This window comes from Pseudomonas chaetocerotis, from assembly GCF_015712105.2.
Lineage (GTDB): Bacteria > Pseudomonadota > Gammaproteobacteria > Pseudomonadales > Pseudomonadaceae > Aquipseudomonas > Aquipseudomonas chaetocerotis.
The window spans coordinates 239,059-258,317 of the sequence record NZ_JACFYX020000002.1 but is presented as its reverse complement, the minus strand read 5'-3'; the positions used below and the strand labels follow the sequence as shown (position 1 = coordinate 258,317).

The following is a 19,259-nucleotide window of genomic DNA, read 5'->3' as shown; positions in this document are numbered from 1 at the left end:
GATATGCCGTACCCTGCGGCCTGCGCCGAGTTTCGATATACTCTCCGGCTTTCCCTCGCAAGCCTCCACAGGTGATTTTTTCGTGAGCCAGACCAAGCCTGCCGTGCGCACCTTCCAGGACCTGATCCTGGCCCTGCAGAACTACTGGGCCGAGCAGGGCTGCGTGGTGCTGCAACCCTACGACATGGAAGTAGGTGCCGGCACCTTCCACACCGCCACCTTCCTGCGCGCCATTGGCCCGGAGACCTGGAATGCCGCCTACGTGCAGCCTTCGCGTCGCCCGACCGACGGCCGCTACGGCGAAAACCCCAACCGCCTGCAGCACTACTACCAGTTCCAGGTGGTTCTCAAGCCCAACCCGGAGAACTTCCAGGAGCTGTACCTGGGTTCGCTGAAGGCCATCGGCCTCGACCCGGAAGTGCATGACATCCGCTTCGTCGAAGACAACTGGGAGTCGCCGACCCTCGGCGCCTGGGGTCTGGGCTGGGAAATCTGGCTCAACGGCATGGAAGTCACCCAGTTCACCTACTTCCAGCAAGTCGGTGGCATCGAGTGCTACCCGGTGACCGGCGAGATCACCTACGGCCTGGAGCGCCTGGCCATGTACCTGCAGGGTGTGGACTCGGTCTACGACCTGATCTGGACCGACGGCCCGTTCGGCACCGTGACCTACGGCGACGTGTTCCACCAGAACGAAGTGGAGCAGTCCACCTACAACTTCGAGCACGCCAACGTCGAGAAACTGTTCGAGCTGTTCGATTTCTACGAGAGCGAAGCCAATCGCCTGATCGAGCTTCAGTTGCCGCTGCCGACCTACGAAATGGTGCTCAAGGCTTCGCACACCTTCAACCTGCTGGACGCGCGCCGCGCCATCTCGGTGACCGCACGTCAGCAGTACATCCTGCGTGTGCGCACCCTGGCGCGTGCAGTAGCGCAGAGCTACCTGCAGGCGCGCGCCAAGCTCGGCTTCCCCATGGCCACCCCCGAACTGCGTGATGAAGTACTGGCCAAGCTGGAGGCACAAGCATGAGTGCACACGATTTCCTGGTCGAACTGGGCACCGAAGAACTGCCACCCAAAGCCCTGAAAAGCCTTGGTGATGCCTTCCTTGCCGGTATCGAGAAAGGCCTCAAGGCCGCCGGCCTGAATTACACCGCCAGCCGTGTCTACGCCGCGCCGCGCCGCCTGGCGGTGCTGGTCGAGCAGCTCGAGGAGCAGCAGGCCGACCGCAGCATGAACCTCGACGGCCCGCCCATCCAGGCCGCGTTCGACGCTGACGGCAACCCGACCCAGGCAGCCCTGGGCTTCGCCCGCAAATGCGGTGTAGACATTGCCGAGATCGACCGCAGCGGCGCGAAACTGCGCTTCGCCCAGCACATCCCTGGCCAGCCGGCGGTCAACCTGCTGCCGACCATCGTGCAGGACTCGCTGAACGACCTGCCGATTCCCAAGCGCATGCGCTGGGCCGCCCGTCGCGACGAATTCGTGCGCCCGACCCAGTGGCTGGTGATGCTCTTCGGCGACGCCGTGGTCGACTGCGAGATCCTCGCGCAGAAGGCCGGTCGCGTGTCCCGCGGCCACCGCTTCCACGCCAACCGTGACGTGCGCATCAGCAGCCCGGCCAACTACGCCGAAGACCTGCGCAGCGCCTTCGTGCTGGCCGACTTCGCCGAGCGCCGCGCGCTCATCAGCCGCCGCGTCGACGAGCTGGCCGCCGCCGAGCAGGGCACGGCCATCGTGCCGCCGGCGCTGCTGGACGAAGTCACCGCCCTGGTCGAATGGCCGGTGCCGCTGGTCTGCTCCTTCGAGGAGCGCTTCCTCGAGGTTCCGCAGGAGGCGCTGATCAGCACCATGCAGGACAACCAGAAGTACTTCTGCCTGCTCGATGCGGGCGGCAAGCTGCTGCCGCGCTTCATCACCGTGGCCAACGTCGAGTCCAAGGACCCGGCGCAGATCGTCTCGGGCAACGAGAAGGTCGTGCGTCCACGCCTGACCGACGCCGAGTTCTTCTTCAAGCAGGACAAGAAGCAGAAGCTCGAAGGCTTCAACCAGCGCCTGGCCAACGTGGTATTCCAGGCCCAGCTGGGTTCGGTATTCGACAAGGCCCAGCGCGTCTCGGCGCTCGCCGGCTTCATCGCCCGCGAAGTCGGTGGCGACGCCCAGCGTGCCGCCCGAGCCGGCCTGCTGAGCAAGTGCGACCTGGCCACCGAGATGGTCGGCGAGTTCCCCGAGATGCAGGGCATCGCCGGCTACTACTACGCGCTCAACGACGGTGAGCCGCAGGACGTCGCCCTGGCCCTGAACGAGCAGTACATGCCTCGCGGTGCCGGCGCCGAACTGCCAAGCACCCTGACCGGCGCCGCCGTGGCCGTGGCCGACAAGCTCGACACCCTGGTCGGCATCTTCGGCATCGGTATGCTGCCGACCGGCTCGAAGGACCCCTACGCCCTGCGTCGCGCCGCCCTCGGCGTACTGCGCATCCTGATCGAGAAGGGCCTTGATCTGGACCTGGCCGCTGCGGTCGACTTCGCCGTCGCCCAGTACGCCGGCAAGATCAAGGCCGACGGCCTGGCCGCCCAGGTGCTGGAATTCATCTTCGACCGCCTGCGTGCACGCTACGAGGACGAAGGCATCGAAGTGGCCGTATACCAGGCGGTGCGTGCGGTTGGCCCGACCTCGCCGCTGGACTTCGATCAGCGCGTACAGGCCGTGCAGGCCTTCCGCACCCTGCCGCAGGCCGCGGCCCTGGCTGCGGCCAACAAGCGTGTGTCGAACCTGCTGAGCAAGGCCGAAGGTGGCATCGCCGCCCAGGTCGAGGCGCACTACTTCGACAACCCCAGCGAGTTCGCCCTGCACGCCGCCATCCAGCAAGCCGACCAGGCCGTACAGCCGCTGGCCGCCGCCCGCCAGTACAACGAGGCCCTGGCCAAGCTGGCTGGCCTGCGCGAACCGGTGGACGCCTTCTTCGAGGCCGTACTGGTCAATGCCGAGGATACGCGCGTGCGCGCCAACCGTTACGCCCTGCTGGCCCGCCTGCGCGGGCTGTTCCTCGGCGTGGCGGACATCTCGGTACTGGGCTGACCCTTCTGTAGGAGCGAGCTCCGCGCGTGACAGCGTTCGCGAGCAGAGCTCGCTCCTACGGCAGACTCTGAAACGACTGCATGAAACTACTGATCCTCGACCGCGACGGTGTCATCAACGAAGACTCCGACGCCTATATCAAGACGCTCGACGAATGGCTGCCGATCCCTTCGTCGATCGCCGCCATCGCGCGCCTGTCGAAAGCCGGTTGGACGGTGGCAGTGGCCACCAACCAGTCCGGCATCGCCCGTGGTTATTACGACCTGGCGACCCTGGAGTCGATGCACACGCGCCTGCGCGAGCTGGTGGCGGAGCAGGGCGGTGAAGTCGGCCTGATCGTTCATTGCCCGCACGGACCGGACGATGGCTGCGAGTGCCGCAAGCCGAAACCGGGCATGCTCCGGCAGATCGCTGCGCACTACGCCACGGAACTGGCAGGAATCTGGTTCGTCGGCGATACCGGCGGTGACCTGCAGGCCGCGCTGGCCGTCGATTGTCAGCCTGTGCTGGTGAAAACCGGCAAGGGCGAACGAACCCTGGCCAAGCCGTTGCCGCCAGGAACCCTGGTATTCGATGATCTGGCGGCTGTTGCCGATCAACTGCTTTCATAAGGTGCGAAGTTCAATGGCGATCCTGCAGGCACTCAGAGTCACGCTTTTCTACCTGCTGCTGTCGTCCAGCTCCTTCTTCTGGTGCCTGATCAGCCTGGTGGTCGCGCCGCTGCTGCCGTTCCGCCAACGCTACCGCTTCGTCGTCCAGGCCTGGTGCAACTGCGCCGTGTGGCTGGCCAAGGTGATCGTCGGTATCCGCTATGAAGTGCGCGGCCTGGAGAACATCCCGGAGCGCCCCTGTGTGATCCTCGCCAACCACCAGAGCACCTGGGAAACCTTCTTCCTCTCCGGCTTCTTCGAGCCACTGTCGCAGGTGGTCAAGCGTGAATTGCTGCGCGTGCCCTTCTTCGGCTGGGGCATGGCGCTGCTCAAGCCCATCGCCATCGACCGCAGCAACCCCAAGGCCGCGCTCAAGCAGCTGGCCAAGCAGGGCGACGAACGCCTCAAGCAGGGCGCCTGGGTGCTGGTGTTCCCCGAAGGCACGCGGATTCCGCCGGGGCAGATCGGCAAGTTCTCTCGCGGCGGCGCAGCTCTGGCGGTGAATGCCGGCCTGCCGGTGCTGCCCATCGCCCATAACGCTGGTGAATTCTGGCCCAAGGCAGGCTGGGGCAAGCGCCCGGGCACCATCCAGGTCATCATCGGCCAGCCAATGCACGCCGAGGGCGAAGGCCCGCGTGCCATTGCCGAGCTCAACGAACGTGCTTTTCAGTGGGTGCGCCAGCAACAGACCGATCTGCGCGGCGAAGAGCCGCAGGCGAGTCGAGTGGGCGAAACGGCCTGACCTGTGGATAAGCTGTGCGTCAAATGCAAGCAAAGCGCCACCATCGATCACATCCGGCTGATTTTCCTGACGAATCACCAGCGCTAGGAAAATCTCACGGCGGGGTATAAGTTGTGACTCCCGGTGGGGCGGTATACACCGCCCGACGCATGCCATCGATGAATCCGCTTCTACCACGATGGGTTCACAGTCTTGCCTGCGGCAATGGCCGAAGATGGGACACGAAAAGGAATTCACTGCCATGCCCTCGATCTACCAGCTCAAACCGGCCTTCCAGAATCTGCTGCGCCCCGGCGTCGAACGCCTTTACGCACGCGGCGTCACCGCCAATCAGGTCACTCTCGCGGCGGCCATCGTCTCCGTGCTGCTCGGCGCCCTGCTCGCTGCGTTCAGTCACATCACCTGGCTGTTCGCCCTGATCCCGCTGTGGATGCTGTTGCGCATGGCGCTGAACGCCGTCGACGGCATGCTCGCGCGCGAGTTCGGCCAGCAATCGAAGCTTGGTGCCTACCTCAACGAACTCTGCGACGTGATCGCCGACAGCGCCTTGTATCTGCCCTTCGCCCTGCTGGCCGGCGTCTCGCCGCTGCTGGTGATTCTGGTAGTGCTGCTGGCGGTGATCAGCGAATACGCCGGCGTGCTGGGCCCGATGGTTGGCGCTTCACGTCGCTATGACGGACCGATGGGCAAGAGTGACCGGGCCTTCTGCTTCGGCGTGCTCGGCGCTGGCGTCGCCACCGGCCTGCTTCCGGCTTTGTGGATCAACCTGCTGTTGGCCCTGATCCTGGCCTTGCTGCTTTATACGCTGTACAACCGCGTTCGCCACGGGTTGGCCGAAACGGCCTGAACCCTCTCAAGGAATAAGGAGATTCCATGCGCCCCGTACAACTTCACACCTTCACCACGCACGATGGCGTTGAGCTGAGCTATCGCCACTGGTCCGCCACGGCGCCCGTCGATGGCCCGCGCCAGGCCGTCGTGCTGTTTCATCGCGGCCATGAGCACGGCGGGCGCATGGCCCACCTGGTTGACGAACTGGAGCTGCCACACTGCGACTTCTTCGCCTGGGATGCCCGTGGCCATGGCCTCTCGCCCGGCGCACGCGGCGACAGCCCAAGCTTCGCCACCAACGTGCGTGACGTGCAGACCTTCGTCGAGCATATCGGCAGCCAGCACGGCATCGCCGAAGAGGACCTGGCGGTGGTCGCGCAAAGCGTCGGCGCGGTGATCATCTCCACCTGGGCCCACGATTACGCGCCGAAGGTGCGCTGCCTGGTACTCGCCTCGCCCGCGTTCAAGGTCAAGCTCTACGTGCCCTTCGCCCGTCCCGGCCTGAAGCTGCTGCACGCCCTGCGCGGCAACTTCTTCGTCAACAGCTACGTCAAGGCGCGGTTCCTCAGCCACGATCCCGAGCGTATCGCCTCCTTCGAGAACGACTCGCTGATCGCCCGGCCAATTTCGGTGACCATGCTGCTCGGTCTGTACGAAGCTGCCGAGCGTATCGTCGCCGACGCCCAGGCGATTCAGGTGCCGACCCAACTGCTGATCTCCGGTGCCGACTTCGTCGTCCACCGCAAGCCGCAGGAAGACTTCTTCGCGCGCCTCGGCAGTCTGCGCAAGGAAAAGCACCTGCTCCCGGGCTTCTTCCACGACACCCTCGGTGAACGTGACCGCGCCCACGCCCTGAGCCGCGCGCGACGCTTCATCCTGCGCAATTTCGAGGAGCCGGTCGCACGCCCCTCGCTGCTCGATGCCGATCGCCTGGGCGCCACCTGCGCCGAAGCCGAAGAGCTGGCCGCACCGCTGCCGAAACACTCGCTGCGTGACCTCTACTGGCGCGCCACCCGTGCTGGCATGCGCCTGGGCAGCAGTGTGTCGGCCGGGGTGAAACTGGGCTTCGACACCGGCTTCGATTCCGGCAGCACGCTCGATTATGTCTACCGCAACCAGCCCACCGGCAAGGGCACACTGGGCCGACTCATCGACCAGAACTACCTGGACTCCATCGGCTGGCGTGGCATTCGCCAGCGCAAGCTGCACGCCGAGGAGCTGCTGCGCCTGGCCATGAGCAAGCTGCGCGAGGCGGACAGCGCGGTGCGCATCGTCGATATCGCCGCCGGCCACGGCCGCTACATCCTCGAATCGCTGGAAGGCCAGCAGCAGCGGCCCGACTCGATCCTGCTGCGCGACTACAGCGACATCAACGTGCGCGACGGCAATGCCCTGATCGAGCAGAAGGGCCTGGGTGATATCGCCCGTTTCGTCAAAGGCGATGCCTTCGACCGTGACGACCTCGCCGCACTCGACCCGAAACCAACCCTGGCGGTGGTCTCCGGCCTGTACGAACTGTTCGGCAGCAACCAGATGGTCGGCGACTCACTGGCCGGCCTGGCGGCGGCCGTCGAGCAGGGCGGTTATCTGGTCTACACCGGCCAGCCCTGGCACCCGCAGCTGGAGCTGATCGCCCGCGCCCTGACCAGTCACCGCAACGGCCAGGCCTGGGTGATGCGCCGGCGCAGCCAGGCGGAGATGGACCAACTGGTCGAGGCTGCAGGCTTTCGCAAGGTGGCGCAGCGTATCGACCAATGGGGCATCTTCAGTGTGTCCCTGGCACAACGGGTGAAGTGATGGCGCACGCCCGCGAACAAGGATTGTGGAAGCGCGGCGTGCTCTGGCTGCTGCTGCTCGGCCCGCTGTTCTTTGCCAGTTACGGCTTCGCCAACTGGTTCAGCGGGCAGCGCGATGACGTCGGCAGCCTGGTCTTCGCCTGGGAGCCGCAGATACCGCTGTGGCCCTGGAGCATCGTGCCGTACTGGTCGATCGACCTGCTCTATGGTTTGTCCTTCCTGCTGCCGGCCTGCCGCCGCGAAATGGATCGCCACGCCCTGCGCCTGCTTGCCGCCCAGGTGATCTGCGTCGCCTGCTTCCTGCTCTGGCCACTGCGCTTCACCTTCGAGCGGCCGCCCCTGGACGGCACCTTCGGCCTGATGTTCGACGTGCTGATGGGCTTCGACAAACCCTTCAACCAGGCGCCGTCGCTGCATATCACCTTGTTGGTGATCATCTGGGCGATGTTCGCCAATCACACGCGCGGCCTGTTCTGGCGTGGCCTGCTGCACGGGTGGATGGCGCTGATCGGCATTTCCGTGCTGACCACCTGGCAGCACCATTTCATCGATGTACCCACCGGGCTGCTGGCCGGGTTCCTCTGCCTGTGGCTGTTGCCGCTGCAGGGCGATACGCCGCTGAAGCAGATACACCTGGCCAGCGATCCGCGCCGTTGGCGCCTGGCACTGCGCTACGGGCTTGGCGCAACGCTGAGCGCCGTGCTCGCAGTCAGGCTGGGCGGTGCCTGGCTGTGGCTGTTCTGGCCGGCCGTGGCCCTGGCGCTGGTTGCGCTCAACTACCTGCTGTTTGGCGCTTCCGGCTTCCAGAAGCAAGCCAATGGGCGCCTCAGCCCGGCCGCCACAGCCTTGCTCGCCCCCTATCTGCTCGGCGCCTGGATCAACTCGCGGCTGTGGACATACCGCCAGCCTGCGCCCAGCCAGGTCGTGGAAGGCATTCATCTCGGCCGCCTGCCCGCTGCAAGCGATCTCGACGGCTATGTCGCTCTGGTCGACCTCTGCGCCGAGCTGCCGCTGCTGCATACGCCACAGCACTACTGCAGCCTGCCGTCACTGGATCTGGTGGCGCCGGATGCGCTGACTTGCCAACGCGCTGCCGAGGCCATAGAGCGTCTGCGCCACAAGGGCCCATTGCTGGTGTGCTGCGCCCTCGGTTATTCGCGCAGTGCCACCGCCGTGGCGGCCTGGCTGCTGCACAGTGGCCGCTGCCAGAGCGTGGAAGCGGCCGTGGTGCTGATCCGCCAGGCGCGGCCGCAGATCGTGCTTGGCCCGCCGCACCTGGCCGCGCTGCAGGGCATGCTCGATGCCGGGGCGAAACAGGAGGTCGCTCATGCAGGCTGATCTGCTGCTGGTCGCGGCACTGTTGCGACGGGGGCGCAGCCTCGATCATTGCTCCGGCGCGCTCAGCCTGCTCGCCGTACTCCTCGGTCTGGCGCCTTGGCTGGGTGCGCCGCCCAGCCTGACCCTGGCGCTGCTCTGCGCCGCGCTGCTGATCACCGGATTGGCCGAGAAATACTGGGCACTGCGCGTGGCGCTGGACGCCGAACTCTTCCAGCGCCTGGCCCAGGCCGGTGAACAGCTCGACAGCCAGACGCATGCGCTGGATCAGGCGCTACAGAATCTGGGCCTGCAGAATGCACAACAGGCTGGCCGCACCTGGAGCCTTCGCACTCAGGGCGCACTCGGCCTGCTACGCAAACAGGCGCTGTGCCTGTTGCTACAGATCGTCATCGTCGTACTCGGGATCTTCATCGTTTTCGCTTAAGGAGTCGCCATGCTCGCTGCATTGACCGCTTTCGCCATCACCTCGGCAGCTCGCCTGCTGACCGGCGCACGAGCCCTGTGGCTCGGCAGCACCGCGCAGGCAACGCAACGCCTGTACTACGCCAACCACAGCAGTCATGGCGATTTCGTCCTGCTCTGGGCCTCGCTGCCGCCGGAACTGCGCAAACGCACCCGACCAGTGGCCGGCGCCGACTACTGGCAGAAGCCGGGCGTACGCAGCTTCCTGATCAACAAGGTATTCAACGGCGTATTGGTCGACCGCGAGCGCAAGGAAGGCGCCAACCCGCTGCAGGCGATGCTCGATGCGCTGGACGGCGGCGACTCGCTGATCATCTTCCCCGAGGGCACCCGCAACCTCGGCGACGAGCCGCTGTTGCCCTTCAAGAGTGGCCTCTATCACCTGGCTCAGGCGCGCCCGGACGTGGAGCTGGTGCCCGTGTGGATCGCCAACCTCAATCGCGTCATGCCCAAGGGCAGGGCGCTACCGCTGCCGCTGCTGTGCACCCTGAGCTTTGGCGCTGCGCTGGAACCCATCGAGGGGGAAGGCAAGGACGCCTTCCTGGAACGCGCGCGTAACGCCCTGCTGGCACTGGCACCCGAGGAGGCCTGAGATGGATCGTAATACCCTGCTGTTATTCGCCGGTATCGGCGCCCTGCTCCTGCTGGCCAGCCTGGTCGGCTTCATCCTCAAGAAACGCAGCGGCGATCGCCCCAACCCGGTAGTCGACAACCTCAACGCGCGGATCAACGCCTGGTGGGTGATGGTGCTGGTGATCGGCATCGCCTTCCTGTTCGGCAACAACGGCGTTGTGGTGCTGTTTTACTTCGTCTCGTTCTACGCCCTGCGCGAGTTCATGACCCTGACGCCGACCCGGCGCAGTGACTACCCGGCGCTGGTGGCAGCCTTCTACTTTGCCCTGCCGATGCAGTATGTACTGATCGCTTTCGGCTGGTACGGCCTGTTCGCCATCTTCATTCCGGTCTACCTGTTCCTGCTGCTGCCGATCCTCGCCTCGCTGGGCGGCGACACCACCCGTTACCTCGAACGCGCGGCCAAAGTGCAGTGGGGCCTGATGATTGCGGTTTACTGCATCTCCTCGGTGCCCGCCTTGCTGACCCTGGACATTCCCGGCTACGAGGGACGCAACCTGCTGCTGATTGCCTGGCTGATCATCGTCGTGCAGCTCTCCGACGTGCTGCAGTACGTGTGCGGCAAGCTGGCCGGCAAACACAAGATCGCGCCCAACCTCTCACCCTCGAAAACCGTGGAAGGCTTTGTCGGCGGCGTGGCGCTGGCCACCCTGATCGGCGCCATGCTCTGCTGGATCACCCCATTCGCCTTCTGGCAGGCAGCACTGTTCGCCCTGCTGGTGTGCTTGCTGGGTTTTGCCGGCGGCCTGGTGATGTCGGCGATCAAGCGCGACCGCGGGGTGAAGGACTGGGGCCACATGATCGAAGGGCACGGCGGCATGCTCGACCGCCTCGATTCGGTGTGCTTCGCCGCACCGGTGTTCTTCCATATGGTGCGCTACTGGTGGGCCTGAGGGCCCGCCTTTTGCGTGGGCAAAACCGTCATGGACGGTCTTGACGCCGCAGGCGGCGGCCCGAAAGGGTTGCCGCCGGAACAGAGGCAACAAAAAACCCGCCGAAGCGGGTTTTTTAATGACCTTCCGACATCCTGTCGTTTGCCATCCTGGCGCGGTCTGTCTTCCTTGACCCGGGACATCCAGTTCCCGGCAGGTGTGTGTAGATTAGCCAGCCTACGCAGAAGACGGGAGAGGCTCATTGCGCTTCGGCGTGTAAGCCTTTTGCCATAGCGGCACACATGAGAACGATGCGTGCCAGTAGGTCGTAGCTGCCTTCGTCGTAGAGGTAGAGGCTGCGCCGGCCGTTTCGGGTCTCGCTGAGCAGGCGCAGGCCAGCAACTGGGATTGCTCAGCGACAAACCGAGTTTTATGAGACTAATCGTGGTCTGTCCCCGAATGTTCTTCGAATGTTCCTTCAAATGTTTTTTAACTTGAAGAACTCGTAATATTTCTTTGGCTCTTCCTTAAAAACTCTAGCCTTGCCGAAATCAAAAGCCTTCTTGAAGTAGTTGAAGGCTGCATCATGATCGTTGAGCTCGTAATAAACTTTCCCTAGGTTCATCCAAGGACCCACATCAATATCTGACTCCCTGATATCTAACTCAATAGACGCCCAATGCAGTGCGCTCTTAAAGTCTTCGAGTTGAAAAAAAGACTCATAAAAACAGCCCGCCAACCAGCTGCTAATCATGGTCCATTCTATTTTAGGGTCAGGTAGAAGATTCCAAGCTTGATTATAAGCAGCCAGCGCTTTCTCGTGCGCGCCTTCATCTGCCATCATATTACCTGACTCAATAACATTGATAATTTTCTCTGCTAGGTCTGGCTGTTCTACTTCTAGATCTCTCATTTCTCACCTTAGAAATAGCTTGATTTTTCAGCAGGTCCAATACAGTCTCCAGGATCTCTGTAAGTTTCCTCGAGACTTGCATCTTTAGAGCGATTATGTGAAAAGCAGAACAACAGGGGACAGACCACGATTTACAGATAAATTAATCGTGGCCTGTCCCCGATTCCTCTCTATTTTTTCTAGAGAAAAGGAGGGAATGAATAGATCCCTTTTCCGACTATTGCCGCTCTAATTTCCCCGCCAACTTTTTCAAGCTCACCTTTAATTCTTTTTAGCGTCCAAGAATCGCTACCACCAAAAATATACATTTTAAGTAGAGACATTACATATTCAATGCGCATTTCAAAAGCATCTACCGGATTGTTTTCTTCATAGAAGCTTATATCTAGCGTTTGCCCTTCAAGGAATCGCTTATGCACATTAGCCTTAACGGAGACCTGTACCTCCGAGCCAGATTTTAGTGCTTGGCTAACAGTATCAAGCGAGCTTTCGTAAGATGACACGTCCCCTTCTTTTTCCGCAATAACACCTTTAAGAACTAGAGCAGCCTCGATCCAAACCCAATAGTCATAACTATTTGCAAATGGGATCTTGGAAATTCGCGCAACAATTTGCTTAGCGGCTTCCTGCTCGCCAGAAAAAAAAAGCACGTACGCCAATCTAACCGAAGACTCAATAAATTTTTTTTCAGTTTTTTTATTTTTCTTTGGTATTTTTTCAAAAAAATCGACAAGAATCTTATCTTCTGTCTGCAGGCTTTGTATTACTGCATCAGTAACCATGTGGACTCCATTATTTTACAGTTATTTTGACCGTGGTTCCGTCAGGGTATGGGTCTAGAGCATGAGAAATAGATGAGCCCGCACCTCTATTATCGCTTGGGTCAATGTATCGAACACTTGCTCCTTTTCCACCCTCTTTAAACATTGCCATAGGGAACTCGTCGCGGTCCTTACCTTTCTTGGTTGGATATCCTGACAACGAACTCTTTCTATTTCTCGCAGCACCAGCTCTATTTATGGTGAATATATCTAAACCAGTTTTCTTTATGACCGCTTGAATGTGACCAAATGCTTGCTTGTACTGTTTTCTTGTCAGTTCAAGAACAATGTCATGAGTCTTTCCATCGCCTTGCTTAACACTGCAACCTTTCCACCCCCACGGATCCACCCACCCATACGGCTCCGGCGCGTACTGGAACAGGTTGATACCACCCGCCAACCCAATCGGGTCCGGGCTGATAAACCGCCCGATATCCGGATCGTAGAACCTGAAGGTGTTGTAGTGCAGCCCCGTTTCGCGGTCCAGGTACTGGCCCTGGAAGCGCAGGTTCTGCTCTTCGACGAAGAAGCTTTCCTGCGTTTCGGCCAGGGTGTTGCCCCAGACCTGGTAGCGCGCCTGCCAGATGCAGCGGCCGTCGTCTTCGGTGAGTTGCTGCGGCAGGCCGTTGGGATCGGTGTGGTAATAGCGCAGGCGCGCGTGTTCGCCCTGGCCATCGACACGCGCCAGCGGGTCGTAGCTGCCTTCGTCGTAGAGGTAGAGGCTGTGCCGGCCGTTGCGGGTTTCGCTGAGCAGGCGCAGGCCGTCCCCTATTACCCCCTATTACCCTTTCAGGCGCTTAAGAAAGCATCATTTTCTCTATAGAAATTTATTGCGCCTCTGATTTTTTCTAAAGGTGCGTTTTTACCACCATTCAGATTAAGCAATATACCTTCTAACGTGCTTGTCAGTATCCACGGATATAGATTCTGATCTTCCAATTCTTTAGGTAAGAAAGCACCACTTGCGGATTCATACACTTCATCATCAGCAAGCTCGTCTATCTCTTCTTCTGTAATTATATAAAAATCATTGCTCTTTGAAGAGCTATTCCACTGCTCCATATTGGTATAAATCCACTCTTCCTGGCTCTCTGCTTGGAAGGTTTTTACTAATTCTTCAAGAGATCTAAATTTTTTCATATTTTACCTACAAATTGAGCCGCCACCCCACTTATTTCTGCCGCCGCGGCCAGAAGGGTGGTAATCCTTATGCCTAGAATTATGGTCCTTTGAATCTACTAACTGAAGCAGGCCGCCGACATTTTCATGGTGATGCCATGTCAAGCTAGCAGGTGCGGTACCTTTAAAAGCACCGCGTTTCCCTGGTGAAACGTGCGCAAAAGTGCCCGGATACTTTGACTCTATTTGAGCCATAAGACTCGGATTATTTTTCATCTGATAGTAAAGCTGGCGATTCGATTCCTGAAAATGCTTATAGTCGCTGAGACGATACATATCCTTGGGAAGCCTTGCCTCACCAAACACATCGTATACACCCGGATTATTGCTGGCCCACCCCCACGGATCCACCCACCCAAACGGCTCCGGCGCGTACTGGAACAGGTTGATCCCACCCGCCAACCCAATCGGGTCCGGGCTGATAAACCGGCCGATATCCGGATCGTAGAACCTGAAGGTGTTGTAGTGCAGCCCCGTTTCGCGGTCCAGGTACTGGCCCTGGAAGCGCAGGTTCTGCTCTTCGACGAAGAAGCTTTCCTGCGTTTCGGCCAGGGTGTTGCCCCAGACCTGGTAGCGCGCCTGCCAGATGCAGCGGCCGTCGTCTTCGGTAAGTTGCTGCGGCAGGCCGTTGGGGTCGGTGTGGTAATAGCGCAGGCGCGCGTGTTCGCCCTGGCCATCGACGCGCGCCAGCGGGTCGTAGCTGCCTTCGTCATAGAGGTAGAGGCTGTGCCGGCCGTTGCGGGTCTCGCTGAGCAGGCGCAGGCCAGCAACTGGAATTGCTCAGCGACAAACCGAGTTTTATGGGACTAATCGTGGTCTGTCTCCGAATGTTCTTACAGTTCATGCGCTTTTTACTGACCCTATCCCCCCTGTATCTACTATTTCTACCCCCTTTAATCCTAGCCTATTTAATACATCAGCCGCCTTTTCAGATAAAAACACGAATCCTAGCAAGCTGACCTCGTCAATGCTAAAAACGTCTAGCCCAGCGTCATCCTTAATAAACAAACTATTTATACTTTTTATCTCGCCGGTTTTGCGGAACTGGATATTTGATCGTTCCAGATCAATAACTGTGGAGGAAGCCTGATCCTCGCGACGCTGCCGGATGAAGAAATATCGAAGAGCATCCATAGAAATACCTTTGGGATTAACGATCGCTAACTCGGCAACCTCCCAGCGTCCAATTTTTAAAGTCTTAAACTCTTTGAGAAAGGCTTCACTGACAATATGCCCGCCAAAGTCAGTACAAAAATCAAATCCGTAGCATTTATCTTTTGTAATAAGTACTAATTTTTCCGGAAGCTTAGCTAGTATTTCATCTGGCCCCGCATAATGCCAATTCTGCTCCATAGGCTCATCGTAAATTCCTTCTTGATAGAATTCATGAATGACACCGTCAATAAATGTCGGGCAATTCTTATCTTTTTTGAATGCAAATGTGTAATGCATATCCACCTCTTATTAACAAAGTCGCCCGGTTTTAGACTTGGTCTGTATTCTTCCGGAAAGAGTTTTCTTACGAAGACTACGCTGAAGTGACTCTACCTGTTGCCTAGCTTGTGCCTGAGTAATGAGCTTGGCGGTATGCCGACGCTCAATTTTTGAAAGTTTTCTATTTACCAGATCCGAATAGTCTTTGTGTGACCCATTGTGATAAATGGGTACTCCGATGGATTTGGCTTTTACCTGACTATCAGGCATCAGGAGTCCGTTCCCTGATTTATCACGTGTGCCGCCAAGACCTATTGCGGTCATGAATCTCTCATGTCGCTTCCAAACAGCCACAGGAATGACGTGTTGTGCCTGCATGTTGTCTCCGACAATACCGCCTAATGATCGGTCAAGTGTCGAACTGGGGCTCCACCCCCACGGATCCACCCACCCATACGGCTCCGGCGCGTACTGGAACAGGTTGATCCCACCCGCCAACCCAATCGGGTCCGGGCTGATAAACCGCCCGATATCCGGATCGTAGAACCTGAAGGTGTTGTAGTGCAGCCCCGTTTCGCGGTCCAGGTACTGGCCCTGGAAGCGCAGGTTCTGCTCTTCGACGAAGAAGCTTTCCTGCGTTTCGGCCAGGGTGTTGCCCCAGACCTGGTAGCGCGCTTGCCAGATGCAGCGGCCGTCGTCTTCGGTGAGTTGCTGCGGCAGGCCGTTTGGGTCAGTGTGGTAATAGCGCAGGCGCGCGTGTTCGCCCTGGCCATCGACACGCGCCAGCGGGTCGTAGCTGCCTTCGTCGTAGAGGTACAGGCTGTGTCGGCCGTTGTGGGTTTCGCTGAGCAGGCGCAGGCCGTCCCAGGTGAAGTCGGTCTGGCCGAGCAGGGCACCACGGGCGTCGTAGTGGCTTTTGCCGATACGCCGGCCCAGCGGGTCGTAGTGCATGACCACGCGGCTGCCGTCGTTGTTGGTGACTTCCCGTACGCGGTGTTCGGCGTCGTAGCTCAGGCGCTGCACCTGATGACGGCCGCTGCGTTTTTCCACCAGGCGACCGAAGGCGTCGTAGCGGTAGCGCTTGTCCTGGTAGGTGAGCAGTTTGTTGTGGCGCACCCAGCCGCTGCTGGCGGCATCGCCGCCGACCGGATGCAGCAGGTTGGCGGCGGCGTCGTAGCTGTAGGTTTCCAGATTGCCGCGAATCAGGTCCTGGCTGGCGATGATGCGCCCGCTGGCGTCGTAGTGCAGTTGCTGCTTCTGTTCGCGCTGGCTGGCCGGGTCACGGTCGAGGCGGCCGATCAGGTTGTCGCTGGGGTCATAGGCATAGCGCCGCTCGGCTTCGGCCGGCAGTTGCGCGGGTTGTTCCAGGCGTCGACGCAGGCGACCGGTGAGGCGACCGCTGCGGTCGTACTGGCTGCGGGTAACGAGCTGCCCCTGGGTGCGCAGCACCTCGCGATGCAAACGGTCGCGCTCGAAGCGGCTGACCAACTGATCATCCAGGTTAAGCAGTTGCAGGTGGCCGCTGCCGTAGTACAGGCGGCGGATACGACGCTGGTCAGGCAGTTGCGTTTCCAGCAGGTTGCCGAGTTCGTCGTAGGCATGCTGCACGGTGCCCGCGGCGCTCTGCTCGCTGAGCAGCTGGCCGAGGGCATCGTAGGCGAAGGCCAGTGACTGCACCTGGCCGTCGACGGCGGTGAGGTCGATGCTGATCAGTCGGTCGAGTGGGTCGTAGGCGTATGCGGTGTGACCGTCATCGGTGTGCTTGGCGATCATCCGGCCAACGGCATCGCGCTCGAAGCGGTGAATGATCGGCGCCGGTGGCGCCTCGGGTACGCTGCCCAGGCCGGTGCCATGCGGCGCCGGGGTGTAGGCCAGGGCGATGAGGTTGCCCTGCGGGTCATAGCGGTAATGCCGGGCGCTGTCGTCGAGGTCATGCTGGGCGGTGAGGCGGTCGAGCACGTCCCAGGTGAAGCGGTAGCGCTCGTCGTTCTCGTTGCTCAGGGCGAGCAGGCGGCCATAGGCGTCGTACTCGAAACCGACGCTGCGGCCCAGGGCATCGATGCGCTGGCGCACCTGGCCACGGCGGTCGTAACGGTAGCGCACCGGCTTGCCGGCAGGATCGAGGTAGGCGCTGAGCTGGCCAATGGTGTCGCGTTGAAATGCCTCACAGCGGCCGTCGGCGAGTTGAGTCTGCAGCAGGCGCCCCTGGCTGTCGTAGTGGTAGCGGGTGATCTCGCCAAGGGCATCGGTGATCTGCACCAGGTTGCCGCGCTCGTCATAGGCGAAGCGCGTCGGGTAGCCGGAGCAGTCGACCTGCTCGGTGAGCTGGCCGAGGGCGTTCCAGCGCAGGGTCTTGCGCTTGCCGCTGGCGTCGATGATCTCCACTGGCAGGCCGCTGGTGTCGTAGCGGTAGCGGGTGACATGGCCCAGCGGGTCGATCTCGGCGATGCAGTTGCCGCGCTTGTCGTAGCGGTACTGCCAGGCATTGCCGGCGGCGTCGGTCTCGGCTTCGGGCAGCGACCAGTGGCCGAGCCACTGGGTGAAGTCACGGCGCCCCAACGGGTCGAGGGTTTCGCAGAGGTTACCGGATTCGTCATAGGCGAACTGCCAACGCGCGCCGTCCGGGGTGACGGCGGCCAGCAGCTGGCGTTCGTCGTTCCAGTCGAACAGCCAGAGCTGGCCGAGGGCGTCACGGTAGCGGGTGATCTGGTACTGGCTGTTCCAGTGGCGTTCGCTGACGCGGCCAAGGCCGTCGGTGACCCGGGTGATCCCGGCACCGAGGTCGTACTGCAGGTGGTACTCGTCGCCGTCATCGGTCCAGTGCCGTGTCACCCGCCATTCGCGGCCATCGGCACCGTGCAGCTCGCTCCATTCATAAAAGCAGCGCAGGCCGGTGGGGCGCTGGTGTTCGATCAGACGACGGCCGCTGTCGTAGACGAAGCGACGCAGCACCTGGCCCTTGTCGTCGCGAACCTCGCTGAGATCGCCCTGAGCGTCATAGTCGTAGGCGACCAGCACTTCGCGCCGGGCATCGGCGAACAGGCGTTCGACCCGGCCGAGGCGCTGCGGGTGCCGGGCGTCGGCAATCAGTTCGATGCACAGCTGGTTGTGGCCATCGCGCACGGCACGCAGTCGGCCAGTGGCGTCGTATTCGAGCAGCAGGCGGTTGTCGTTGCGGTCGCCGAGCTTGCTCAGGCGCAGACGATCAGGTGACTCGGGCAACGGCTCGAACAGGCGGTAAAGGCCATCGACGCTTTCCACCAGCAGCGCGCCGCTTTCATCGCGGCGGAAGTTCAGGCCTTCGCCGGGGCTGTAGCAGGCATCGCCCGGTGGCAGGCTGCCGATCTCGATGGGACGGCCCTGCTCGTCGATATAGGTCAGCGCCTCACCGCCCTCCGGGTGCGCGCGCACCTGCACGGCGATCTCGAACGGCAGGCTCCAGCCGGCACCCAGCAGGCCGTCGCGACGCTCGTCGCGGCTGCTGTAGAAGCGCTGCCACTCGATGGGCATCAGCCCCGGCAGGACGAAGTCGAGGTCGTCATCCTCGCCGAGCACCTTGGCCCCGGTGCTGGCGTGTACCGGGTTGGGCGCACCGCTGCTGGCCGCGCCGAGGGCGTTGGAGATGGCGTTGGTGGCATAGGCGGTCGCACCGCCCATGGCCATGTTGCCGGCGAAACCAGCGGCCAGGCAGGGCAGCTTGCTGCACAGTTTGCGCGGGTTGCCGCGCAGCGCCATGAGCACGGCGATGGCCAGGCCAACCCCAGGGGTCTTGCCGCTGCGAATCGGCTGCACCACCACGGCGTCGCCGCCGATACGCACGTTCGGTGAGATGTTGCCGCTGTCCACCACCTTGGCGTCGCAGGTGCTGCGATCACCACTGCGCACCGCGGGCTGGCCTTCGATGCTGACCTTGCTGGAGCCTTCGGCCAGCAGTTGCACGGGCATCGGTGGGTGCTTCTTGCACTCGATGGCATCCAGCGGGCAGGGGATGACGCCGGGCGCTGGCTCGGCGACGGTCGGGCGCCACATCTCGCTGAAGAAGCTCTTGGCCATGTCGAGAAAGCCGGGCTCCGGCTCCTCGGCGGGCGGTGCCTGCTCCAGCTCGGTGCCGGACGGCGCGGCGGCGCTGCCCAGTTTGCCAGCGGCGCGCGCGGCAGGCAGGCCGTTGGTTTTGGTCTTGTTGGCGCCGGTGACGATCTTGGCCTGGACATTGGGCGGGGAGATGGCGTTGCCCAGGCCTTCGCAAAGGGTCGTGAGCCCCTTGTCCCAGCCGGTTTTGTTCATGCCGACCCCCACGGCGATACCGACCACTGCAGCGAGGGCAAAGCCACCGAGACCGCCGGTGAGCACGGTCAGGCCGGTGGCGGCGACCACCGCAGCGCAGGCTACGGCAGTGATGGCGGCATAGGCAGCCACTTCCAGCACGCCGCCGACGATGTCGGCCAGCAATGTGGTGTGCAGCAGATCGTCGCCGAGCCGGGCGGCCCAGAGCGCATCAGACATCGCA

Annotated in this window: 15 protein-coding genes and 4 pseudogenes; 10 read left to right on the top strand and 9 right to left on the bottom strand. The window is 61.4% G+C overall.

Annotation, left to right across the window (positions count from 1 at the left end):
* Nucleotides 1-82: 82 nt before the first annotated feature.
* The 10 genes from glyQ (at nucleotide 83) to H3221_RS05100 (ending at nucleotide 10,426) form a co-directional block, all read left to right on the top strand.
* Nucleotides 83-1,030: a glycine--tRNA ligase subunit alpha gene (glyQ, locus tag H3221_RS05145; protein WP_037001019.1), complete on the top strand. Its 948-nt coding sequence runs from the start codon at nucleotides 83-85 to the stop codon at nucleotides 1,028-1,030.
* Nucleotides 1,027-3,081: a glycine--tRNA ligase subunit beta gene (glyS, locus tag H3221_RS05140; RefSeq protein ID WP_196474341.1), complete on the top strand. Its 2,055-nt coding sequence runs from the start codon at nucleotides 1,027-1,029 to the stop codon at nucleotides 3,079-3,081. Before glyQ ends, glyS begins: the two co-directional genes overlap by 4 nt.
* Before the next feature lie 80 nt (nucleotides 3,082-3,161).
* Nucleotides 3,162-3,692, top strand: coding sequence for a D-glycero-beta-D-manno-heptose 1,7-bisphosphate 7-phosphatase (gene gmhB / locus H3221_RS05135; protein WP_196474342.1), 531 nt, complete (start codon nucleotides 3,162-3,164; stop codon nucleotides 3,690-3,692).
* Between the two features lie 13 nt (nucleotides 3,693-3,705).
* Nucleotides 3,706-4,473: a lysophospholipid acyltransferase family protein gene (locus H3221_RS05130; RefSeq protein ID WP_196474343.1), complete on the top strand. Its 768-nt coding sequence runs from the start codon at nucleotides 3,706-3,708 to the stop codon at nucleotides 4,471-4,473.
* 241 nt (nucleotides 4,474-4,714) lie between these two features.
* Nucleotides 4,715-5,320 carry a CDP-alcohol phosphatidyltransferase family protein gene (locus H3221_RS05125; RefSeq protein ID WP_196474344.1) on the top strand — a complete coding sequence of 202 codons (606 nt, stop codon included), beginning with the start codon at nucleotides 4,715-4,717 and terminating at the stop codon, nucleotides 5,318-5,320.
* Nucleotides 5,321-5,346: 26 nt separating this feature from the next.
* Nucleotides 5,347-7,101 (top strand): bifunctional alpha/beta hydrolase/class I SAM-dependent methyltransferase, encoded by a 1,755-nt coding sequence (locus H3221_RS05120; protein ID WP_196474345.1) that lies wholly within the window; start codon nucleotides 5,347-5,349, stop codon nucleotides 7,099-7,101.
* Nucleotides 7,101-8,438 carry a phosphatase PAP2/dual specificity phosphatase family protein gene (locus H3221_RS05115; RefSeq protein ID WP_196474346.1) on the top strand — a complete coding sequence of 446 codons (1,338 nt, stop codon included), beginning with the start codon at nucleotides 7,101-7,103 and terminating at the stop codon, nucleotides 8,436-8,438. The genes H3221_RS05120 and H3221_RS05115 overlap by 1 nt, the downstream gene beginning before the upstream one ends.
* Nucleotides 8,428-8,862 (top strand): hypothetical protein, encoded by a 435-nt coding sequence (locus tag H3221_RS05110; RefSeq protein ID WP_196474347.1) that lies wholly within the window; start codon nucleotides 8,428-8,430, stop codon nucleotides 8,860-8,862. The genes H3221_RS05115 and H3221_RS05110 overlap by 11 nt, the downstream gene beginning before the upstream one ends.
* A 9-nt stretch (nucleotides 8,863-8,871) precedes the next feature.
* Complete coding sequence (locus H3221_RS05105; protein WP_074677272.1) at nucleotides 8,872-9,492, top strand: lysophospholipid acyltransferase family protein; 621 nt, start codon at nucleotides 8,872-8,874, stop codon at nucleotides 9,490-9,492.
* Between the two features lies 1 nt (nucleotide 9,493).
* Nucleotides 9,494-10,426 carry a phosphatidate cytidylyltransferase gene (locus H3221_RS05100; protein WP_196474348.1) on the top strand — a complete coding sequence of 311 codons (933 nt, stop codon included), beginning with the start codon at nucleotides 9,494-9,496 and terminating at the stop codon, nucleotides 10,424-10,426.
* A 457-nt stretch (nucleotides 10,427-10,883) separates the two neighbouring features.
* On the opposite strand, the gene H3221_RS05095 is transcribed toward H3221_RS05100, so the two are convergent.
* The 9 genes and pseudogenes from H3221_RS05095 to H3221_RS05060 form a co-directional block, all read right to left on the bottom strand.
* Nucleotides 10,884-11,318 (bottom strand): tetratricopeptide repeat protein, encoded by a 435-nt coding sequence (locus H3221_RS05095; RefSeq protein ID WP_196474349.1) that lies wholly within the window; start codon nucleotides 11,316-11,318, stop codon nucleotides 10,884-10,886.
* A 179-nt stretch (nucleotides 11,319-11,497) separates the two neighbouring features.
* Nucleotides 11,498-12,100 carry a DUF6707 family protein gene (locus H3221_RS05090; protein ID WP_196474350.1) on the bottom strand — a complete coding sequence of 201 codons (603 nt, stop codon included), beginning with the start codon at nucleotides 12,098-12,100 and terminating at the stop codon, nucleotides 11,498-11,500.
* A gap of 10 nt (nucleotides 12,101-12,110) precedes the next feature.
* Nucleotides 12,111-12,323, bottom strand: a pseudogene (locus tag H3221_RS25770) (NucA/NucB deoxyribonuclease domain-containing protein); the annotation flags it as partial.
* A 140-nt stretch (nucleotides 12,324-12,463) separates the two neighbouring features.
* Nucleotides 12,464-12,905: pseudogene (locus tag H3221_RS25765) on the bottom strand (RHS repeat-associated core domain-containing protein); the annotation flags it as partial.
* A 23-nt stretch (nucleotides 12,906-12,928) separates the two neighbouring features.
* Nucleotides 12,929-13,279, bottom strand: coding sequence for a hypothetical protein (locus H3221_RS05080; RefSeq protein ID WP_196474351.1), 351 nt, complete (start codon nucleotides 13,277-13,279; stop codon nucleotides 12,929-12,931).
* A 3-nt stretch (nucleotides 13,280-13,282) separates the two neighbouring features.
* A pseudogene (locus tag H3221_RS25760) lies at nucleotides 13,283-13,615 on the bottom strand (HNH endonuclease); the annotation flags it as partial.
* A 36-nt stretch (nucleotides 13,616-13,651) separates the two neighbouring features.
* Nucleotides 13,652-14,083 (bottom strand): annotated as a pseudogene (locus tag H3221_RS05070) (RHS repeat-associated core domain-containing protein); the annotation flags it as partial.
* A gap of 75 nt (nucleotides 14,084-14,158) precedes the next feature.
* Entirely contained in the window at nucleotides 14,159-14,770 is a 612-nt protein-coding gene (locus H3221_RS05065) for an Imm43 family immunity protein (RefSeq protein ID WP_196474353.1), read from the bottom strand.
* Between the two features lie 12 nt (nucleotides 14,771-14,782).
* A complete protein-coding gene (locus H3221_RS05060; RefSeq protein WP_196474354.1) occupies nucleotides 14,783-19,255 on the bottom strand; it encodes an RHS repeat-associated core domain-containing protein in 4,473 nt (1,490 codons plus the stop codon).
* Nucleotides 19,256-19,259: the final 4 nt, after the last annotated feature.

Coding starts and splice junctions, on each gene's coding strand:
- glyS (WP_196474341.1), top strand. CDS start 1,027: ATGAGTGCACACGATTTCCTGGTCGAACTGGGCACCGAAGAACTGCCA.
- gmhB (WP_196474342.1), top strand. CDS start 3,162: ATGAAACTACTGATCCTCGACCGCGACGGTGTCATCAACGAAGACTCC.
- H3221_RS05130 (WP_196474343.1), top strand. CDS start 3,706: ATGGCGATCCTGCAGGCACTCAGAGTCACGCTTTTCTACCTGCTGCTG.
- H3221_RS05125 (WP_196474344.1), top strand. CDS start 4,715: ATGCCCTCGATCTACCAGCTCAAACCGGCCTTCCAGAATCTGCTGCGC.
- H3221_RS05120 (WP_196474345.1), top strand. CDS start 5,347: ATGCGCCCCGTACAACTTCACACCTTCACCACGCACGATGGCGTTGAG.
- H3221_RS05115 (WP_196474346.1), top strand. CDS start 7,101: ATGGCGCACGCCCGCGAACAAGGATTGTGGAAGCGCGGCGTGCTCTGG.
- H3221_RS05110 (WP_196474347.1), top strand. CDS start 8,428: ATGCAGGCTGATCTGCTGCTGGTCGCGGCACTGTTGCGACGGGGGCGC.
- H3221_RS05105 (WP_074677272.1), top strand. CDS start 8,872: ATGCTCGCTGCATTGACCGCTTTCGCCATCACCTCGGCAGCTCGCCTG.
- H3221_RS05100 (WP_196474348.1), top strand. CDS start 9,494: ATGGATCGTAATACCCTGCTGTTATTCGCCGGTATCGGCGCCCTGCTC.
- H3221_RS05095 (WP_196474349.1), bottom strand. CDS start 11,318: ATGAGAGATCTAGAAGTAGAACAGCCAGACCTAGCAGAGAAAATTATC.
- H3221_RS05090 (WP_196474350.1), bottom strand. CDS start 12,100: ATGGTTACTGATGCAGTAATACAAAGCCTGCAGACAGAAGATAAGATT.
- H3221_RS05080 (WP_196474351.1), bottom strand. CDS start 13,279: ATGAAAAAATTTAGATCTCTTGAAGAATTAGTAAAAACCTTCCAAGCA.
- H3221_RS05065 (WP_196474353.1), bottom strand. CDS start 14,770: ATGCATTACACATTTGCATTCAAAAAAGATAAGAATTGCCCGACATTT.
- H3221_RS05060 (WP_196474354.1), bottom strand. CDS start 19,255: ATGTCTGATGCGCTCTGGGCCGCCCGGCTCGGCGACGATCTGCTGCAC.